Source organism: Agromyces humi (assembly GCF_009720255.1).
Classification (GTDB): Bacteria; Actinomycetota; Actinomycetes; order Actinomycetales; family Microbacteriaceae; genus Agromyces; species Agromyces humi.
In genome coordinates, this window is the sequence record NZ_WJSP02000202.1 from 1 (window position 1) to 6623 (window position 6623).

A 6623-nucleotide genomic window follows, 5' to 3' on the forward strand; every position below is an offset into this window, starting at 1 on the left:
CTGGAAGTGGCGCGCCTTGAACTTCGCCTGCGGGATGCCCTGAGCGTAGTAGTTCGCCATGATGCTGTGGTCGTTCGTCAGCACCCGGCCCGGGATCGCCGGATTGGAGTACTCGTCGCTCACGCCGGCCGTTCCGAGCGACACGTGGGGCTTCAGCGGCTCCTACCTCGGCCCGACCATCGTCGCGAAGCGCGGCGAGCACGTGCGCGTGGACATCAGGAACTCCCTCGACGAGCCGACGACGGTGCACTGGCACGGCATGCACCTCCCCGCCGAGATGGATGGCGGCCCCCACCAGATGGTCGATCCGGATGCCACGTGGTCGCCCGAGTGGGACGTCGACCAGCCGGCGGCCACGCTCTGGTACCACCCGCATCCGCACGGCGAGACCGAGGACCACGTGCGGCGCGGCCTCGCCGGCATGTTCCTCGTGCAGGACGACGTCGAGTCCGCGCTGCCGCTGCCCCGCGAGTACGGCGTCGACGACGTGCCCGTGATCGTGCAGGACGCCGGCTTCTCGGCCGACGGGCTCCGCGAGGACCCGGCTCACGGGTTCGCGGGCGGGCTCGGCGACGAGCTCCTCGTCAACGGCACGCGCGGCCCGTTCCTCGACGTGCACGACGAGCTGGTGCGACTGCGCCTGCTGAACGCGTCGACCGCGCGCAGCTACGCCTTCACGTGGAGCGACGGCCGCCCCGTCGAGCTCATCGCGACCGACGGCGGCCTGCTCGAGGCATCCGTCGACCTCGACCGCGTGCTGCTGTCGCCGGGCGAACGCGCCGAGGTGCTGGTGCGGGTCACCCCGGGGGAGCGCCTCGTGCTGCGCTCGGAGATGACCGCTGGCGCGGCGGGCATGATCGACGCGATCGCCGCGATGAACGGCGGCACCGACGCGTTCGACGTGCTCGAGCTGCGGGCCGCCGACTCCCTCGACCCCGCGCCCGACCTGCCGGAGCACCTCGCCGCACTGCCGCCCGTCGACGCCTCGCAGGCGGTCACCACGCGCACCTTCACCCTCGACGGCTTCGAGATCAACGGCCACGAGATGGACCTGGGTCGCATCGACGAGACCGTCACCGTCGACACGACCGAGCGCTGGATCGTGACGAACACGAGCCAGATGCCGCACAGCTTCCACGTGCACGACGTGCAGTTCCGCATCGCGTCGATCGATGGCGCACCGCCGCCCCCGGAGCTCGCGGGTTGGAAGGACACCATCTTCGCGCGGCCCGGGACCGAGTTCGAGCTCGTCCTCCGCTTCGAGGACTACGCCGACCCCGACACCCCGTACATGTACCACTGCCACCTGCTGTGGCACGAGGACCAGGGCATGATGGGCCAGTTCGCCGTCGTCGAGCCCGGGCAGTCTGCCACGATGACTGGAGGAACGCACCATGAGCACTGAGACGATGACCACCATGACGACCACGACCACGGGCACGGCCACCCCGACGGCCCCGGATGCCGCGCCGCGCCGTCGCGGCTACGGCGCCCTCTGGGCATCCGTGCCCCGGGAGTTCGGGTTCCTCATCCTCACCATGCCGATCGCGATCATCGGGCTCAGCGTGCTCGCGACCGTGTTCTTCACGGGCCTCGGCCTCGTGACGGTGTTCGTGGGGATCTTCCTCATGGTGGCCGCGTTCTTCATCGCCCGCGGGTTCGGCACGCTCGAGCTCATCCGGCTGAGCTGGGCGGGGCGACCCGAGATCCGCCGCCCGCAGTGGGGGCGCGACGGGCGCGAGGAGGGCTTCTGGCGCACCGCCTTCGCGCCGTTCATCGACGGCCACTACTGGCTGTACGTGCTGCACACCATGGTCATCAACCCGATCGTGAGCATCGTGACGTGGAGTCTCACCATCGCGTGGACGTCCATCGCGCTGGCGGGCACCACGGGCTGGTTCTGGCAGCCGTTCATTCCCGACGGCGACCGCAACTTCTGGCTGAACGAGTGGCTCGTCGACCGGCTCTTCCCGGGTAACGACTTCGCCTATGACGTCGTGGTGGGCGAGCGCATCCTCGAGGTCATCCTCGGCCTCGTCTTCCTCGCGACCCTGCCGTTCGTGTTCCGCGGACTCACCCTGCTGCACGATGTCATCGCCCGCGGCGTGCTCGGGGCGTGGCGCTCGGAGGCGCTCGAGGTCGAGGTCGCCCAGCTCGCCGCCTCCCGCGGCGCGGCCGTGCAGGCCGAGGACGCGTCGCTGCGCCGTCTCGAGCGCGACATCCACGACGGCCCGCAGCAGCGGCTGGTGCGCCTGCAGATGGACCTCGCCACCATCGAACGACGTCTCGAACAGGACCCCGAGTCGGCGAAGGCGCTCGTCGGCGAGGCCCGCGACCAGGCGCGCGAGGCACTCGACGAGCTGCGGGCGCTCTCGCGGGGCTTCGCGCCGCCGATCCTGCAGGACCGGGGACTCGCGGCCGGCCTCGAGTCGCTCGCGTCGCGCAGCCCCGTCCCGGTGATCGTCGAGGTCCAGCTGGCGGACGCGGCACTGCCCGCCCCCATCGAGCGAAATGCGTACTTCATCGCCGCGGAGCTGCTCACCAACGCGGCGAAGCACGCCGAGGCCAGTGCCATCCGCCTCCGCGCCACCACGCGGGACGAGGGCGCAGCCGGCCACTGGATCGACATCTGGGTCACCGACAACGGTCGGGGCGGCGCAGCGGCCAGCCCGGGGCACGGGCTCGCGGGGCTCGACGAGCGCGTCCGCGGCCTCCGCGGCATGCTCGTGATCGACAGCCCGGTGGGCGGCCCGACCACGATCGGCGCGCACGTGCCCTACGTGCCGCTCGCGGCATCCGGAACCGAGGCGGGCGCGGTGCCCGGCGCGGTCTGAGCATCCAGCGCACGACGGCCCCGGTTCACGCCGGGGCCGTCGCCGCGCCCGCCGATAGGGTGAAGTCCATGACGGATGCCGCCCGCCGCCCATTGCGCATCGTGCTCGCCGAGGACTCCGTGCTGCTGCGCGAGGGGCTCGTGCGCCTCTTCGACGAGGCCGGGTTCGAGACCGTCGGCTCGTACGGCGACGCGGACGCGCTGCTCGCCGAGATCGACGCGATCGCCCCCGACCTCGCGGTGCTCGACGTGCGGATGCCGCCGACGTACCGCGACGAGGGCGTCAGGGCCGCGATCGAGTTGCGCCGGCGGCATCCGAAGCTCGGCGTGCTGCTGCTCAGCCAGTACGTCGAGGGCACCTACGCGCACGAGCTGCTGTCGTCGGGCGAGGGCGGCATGGGCTACCTCCTGAAGGACCGGGTCGCCTCGCTCGACGAGCTCGAGGACGCGGTGCAGCGCGTGAGCGAGGGCGGCACGGTGCTCGACCCGCAGGTGGTGCGCGAGCTCCTCTCGCGTCGCAGCGACCCGCTCGAGTCGCTCACTCCGCGCGAACGCGAGGTCATGGCCCTCATGGCCGAGGGGCGCACGAACGCCGGCATCGCGAAGGAGCTGTTCATCGGCGTGGGCGCCGTGGAGAAGAACGTGACGTCGATCTTCCAGAAGCTGGGGCTCGAGGACTCGGGCACCGACCACCGCCGGGTGCTCGCCGTGCTCACCTGGCTGCAGCACGAGGTGAGCGGCTAGGACCCCGTCCGCGGGGAACTCCGCAGGGGCACGTGCTCCCGCCATGAGCGCAGGTACGTGTGGTAGCCGCGACGCGCGAAGCCCACGAGCACGCCGATCGCAGCCACGACGCCGAGCAGGACGGCGAGCCAGGTGGTGCCGCCCACCGCCGCGACGAGGCTTCCGACGAAGAGACCGGAGACCACGGCGGTGACCACGGTGATGACCATCATCGAGCTGCCGAGCATGACGCTCGCGCCGCGCGGGTAGAAGTAGTGGTACGTGCGCTCGGCGCCGGCCTGATCGTCGTAGGGCGACATGAGCAGGTAGCGCCCGAGCCCCGGATCGAGGTCGAGGTACGCGCCCCGCAGGCGGTTCATGGCGACCACGTACATGAGGTCCTCGGTGGCGGTGTTGTACACGCGCAGCAGGGTGATGAGGCCCAGCAGCACGAGGAGGAAGAGCACGCCGAGGGCCGCCACGCCGAACCAGCCACGGAACCCCGTCGCGTTGCCGAGGACACCCAGCGTGACGAGGCCGGCGGACACCAGCGTGAGGAAGATCGCGATGCGCGTGAGCACTTCGCTCTGGGTCGTGCTGCGGCTCGCGAGGAGGCTCCAGTGCTCGGTGGCGAGCATCTGCGCGCGCAGCGACCGCTGTGCGTCGGTGAGTCGCTCGGGGTCGTCGTCCGGGAACGGGACGGGCCCGGGTGCATCCGCCGTCATAGCGGCATTCTGCACCCGGGCCCGTCGGCCCGCCATCGTCGACTACTTCACGGCGATGTGGGAGAAGAGGAACCAGCGGTCCTTGTCGAGGCCGCGACGGATCTCGATGACCACGTCCTGGCTGGCGGGGTCGAGCTCGTCGAGCCCCTCGATCGCGGTGTTCACCTTCTCGATCGCGAGGTCGATCTGGGCGACCACGTCGGAGATGGCCTCCTCGTACGGCTGGAAGCCGAGCTTGGGGTTCGCAGCGCCGCTCTTCGCAGCGACGGTGGCGAGACGGCCGTCGATCGGCAGGCCGAGCGCGACGACCCGTTCTGCGGCGAGGTCGGCCCACTCCTGGGCGTGCGCCACGACCTCGTCGATCAGCTCGTGCACGGCGATGAAGTTCACGCCGCGCACATGCCAGTGCGCCTGCTTGCCGTTGACGACGAGCGCGACGAGCTCGTGCACGACCGGCGTGAGGTACTGGGCGACGCCCGCCGCGACGTCGGCGTGGTCTCCGGTCTTGGTGCTCTTCGGTGCGGTCTTCGTGTCGGTCATTCGTTCACCCTTCCCGTTCGGCGTCTGTCGTCCGTCGTCTTCAACGCTACGCGGGTGCCCGTGTATTTCAAGGAAGGGAAGGCTGGGCTGACCGAGATCACGAAGGGGCGCGGATGCCGCTGCGGAACGCCCGGTCGGTGCTGCGGGCAGCCGTGGGAGGTGGTGTGGAGCGGATGACGGGAATCGAACCCGCGTAATCAGTTTGGAAGACTGAGGCTCTACCATTGAGCTACATCCGCGCGTGCCCGCCTGCGGGCACCGGACCATCGTAGTACACCGGGCGACGCGGGTTTCGCCTCCCTCGGGTGCCGTGTCGCGCGCGTCGCCGCGTGATCAGCGCAGCTCGGCGATCGAGCGCACCACGTTGCGGGCCAGCCGGAGTTGGCGCTCGTAGGTCGCGGCGAGGGCGATGAGGGCGACCCCGGCCACGCCGAGCCACAGCCACCACCAGACGGCCTCGTACACCGACGTGAGCCACGGCCACAGCTGCGCGACGGCGTGCACCAGCAGGACTGCGCCGCCCAAGAGGAGCGGGGCCTGCAGTCGTCGGACGGCACCGATGACGACGATGATCGCCGACACGGCGCCGAGGGCGATGAGCCGCCACAGCTCGGGCTCGACGAAGTCGGCGACCAGCGCGGGCAGCAGCAGCACGGCGAGGCCGAGGCCGAGCGCGGGCCAGCTGCCCAACCGCGGGTCGCGTCGCATGCGCACGACGCCCGCGCCGAGCAACGCCGATCCGATCGATGCCGTCACGAGGTCGAACGGCTCCACCTGGCGTGAGGCGAGCGCGGCGCAACCGCCCAGCACCAGTGCCCCCAGCGTCGTCCACGCGACGCCGGCCCCCGCGAAGGGGCGCCACCGCCCATACACCGCCACGATGTGGGCGAGGGCGAGCGCCGGAAAGAGCACCGCGGCACGCAGTGTCGCAGCGTCGCCCCCCGCGACCGACAGGAGCGTCGGGATCGAGACCGCCGCGACGGAGACCGCGATCATGGACTCGGCGAGCCGACCGGGTTGCGACGCCGTTCGGAACCACATCGTGGCGACGATCACGCCGGCGACCAGCGCGAGCACCGGCCAGAACTCGGCAGCCAGGTCGCTCGGCTCGCCGAGCGCGACGGCCGAGCCGCGGACGAGCGCCGCGCCGATGAAGGCCGCGCCGCCCGTGCAGACGCCGAGGAGGCGGATCGGAACGCCACGAGCCGCCTGCGGGAGGAACATGGCCGCGATCGCCACCACCGAGCCTCCCGCGACGAGGATGAGGGTTCTGAGTTCGGACTCGGCGCTCGTCGCGACGCTGGGAAGCACGAGGACGGCCGCCGCGGAGGCGAACAGCGTCGTGCGTCCGGCGGACCGTGGCGACGGCGCCATCCGGCGCCACGTGATCAGGCCGCCCGTGACGGCGAGTGCGATGGCGAGCGGCACGGTGTACGCCTCGACGTCGTCGACAGCGCCGTCGGCCAGCCAGGCCCAGATGGAGCCGACGCCGAAGAGAAGGCTGAGCCAGGAGAGATGCCGGATCTCGGCGTCGCCGCCGATCGGATCGGCGTGGAGGGCGGCGACGAGCACCGGAACGGGAGTGAGCAGGCCCAGCAGGAGCCAGAGCTCGTCGCCCGTGGTCGCCGCGGAGAGCAGCACGTACGACGCGCCGACGCCGATGGCGACGCTCCACGCGACCCGGGCGATTATCCTTACGACGCGAAATCTGCAAGAATGGTCAGTCGAGTTCTGTACCGCCCGACCCTCTATCCGGCGCACAGAACCTCATTGAGCTTCCGCCGAGTGTGCACCCCACGCTC

At 71.1% G+C, this 6623-nt stretch carries 6 protein-coding genes and 1 tRNA gene; 3 read left to right on the forward strand and 4 right to left on the reverse strand.

Translation table 11 applies throughout. From position 1 onward, the window contains the following. Positions 1–103: 103 nt before the first annotated feature. From GH736_RS14660 to GH736_RS14670, 3 genes are all read left to right on the forward strand, one after another. Positions 104–1405: a multicopper oxidase family protein gene (locus GH736_RS14660; RefSeq protein ID WP_235934258.1), complete on the forward strand. Its 1302-nt coding sequence runs from the start codon at positions 104–106 to the stop codon at positions 1403–1405. Then, positions 1395–2834: a sensor histidine kinase gene (locus tag GH736_RS14665; RefSeq protein WP_235934260.1), complete on the forward strand. Its 1440-nt coding sequence runs from the start codon at positions 1395–1397 to the stop codon at positions 2832–2834. Before GH736_RS14660 ends, GH736_RS14665 begins: the two co-directional genes overlap by 11 nt. A gap of 68 nt (positions 2835–2902) precedes the next feature. Further along, a complete protein-coding gene (locus tag GH736_RS14670; RefSeq protein WP_159604607.1) occupies positions 2903–3577 on the forward strand; it encodes a response regulator in 675 nt (224 codons plus the stop codon). Here the strand turns inward: GH736_RS14670 and GH736_RS14675 are convergent. The 4 genes from GH736_RS14675 to GH736_RS14690 all read right to left on the reverse strand — a co-directional run bounded on the left by GH736_RS14675 (position 3574) and on the right by GH736_RS14690 (position 6462). Continuing rightward, positions 3574–4281: a hypothetical protein gene (locus GH736_RS14675; protein ID WP_203230787.1), complete on the reverse strand. Its 708-nt coding sequence runs from the start codon at positions 4279–4281 to the stop codon at positions 3574–3576. The two genes, GH736_RS14670 and GH736_RS14675, sit on opposite strands and share 4 nt — an antisense overlap. Before the next feature lie 42 nt (positions 4282–4323). Further along, positions 4324–4821 carry a Dps family protein gene (locus GH736_RS14680; protein WP_159604609.1) on the reverse strand — a complete coding sequence of 166 codons (498 nt, stop codon included), beginning with the start codon at positions 4819–4821 and terminating at the stop codon, positions 4324–4326. Between the two features lie 165 nt (positions 4822–4986). Then, positions 4987–5060: transfer RNA gene (locus tag GH736_RS14685), tRNA-Gly, on the reverse strand. 94 nt (positions 5061–5154) lie between these two features. Then, positions 5155–6462 (reverse strand): SCO7613 C-terminal domain-containing membrane protein, encoded by a 1308-nt coding sequence (locus tag GH736_RS14690; protein ID WP_159604611.1) that lies wholly within the window; start codon positions 6460–6462, stop codon positions 5155–5157. Between the last annotated feature and the right edge of the window lie 161 nt (positions 6463–6623).

Coding starts and splice junctions, on each gene's coding strand:
- GH736_RS14665 (WP_235934260.1), top strand. CDS start 1,395: ATGAGCACTGAGACGATGACCACCATGACGACCACGACCACGGGCACG.
- GH736_RS14675 (WP_203230787.1), bottom strand. CDS start 4,281: ATGACGGCGGATGCACCCGGGCCCGTCCCGTTCCCGGACGACGACCCC.
- GH736_RS14680 (WP_159604609.1), bottom strand. CDS start 4,821: ATGACCGACACGAAGACCGCACCGAAGAGCACCAAGACCGGAGACCAC.
- GH736_RS14670 (WP_159604607.1), top strand. CDS start 2,903: ATGACGGATGCCGCCCGCCGCCCATTGCGCATCGTGCTCGCCGAGGAC.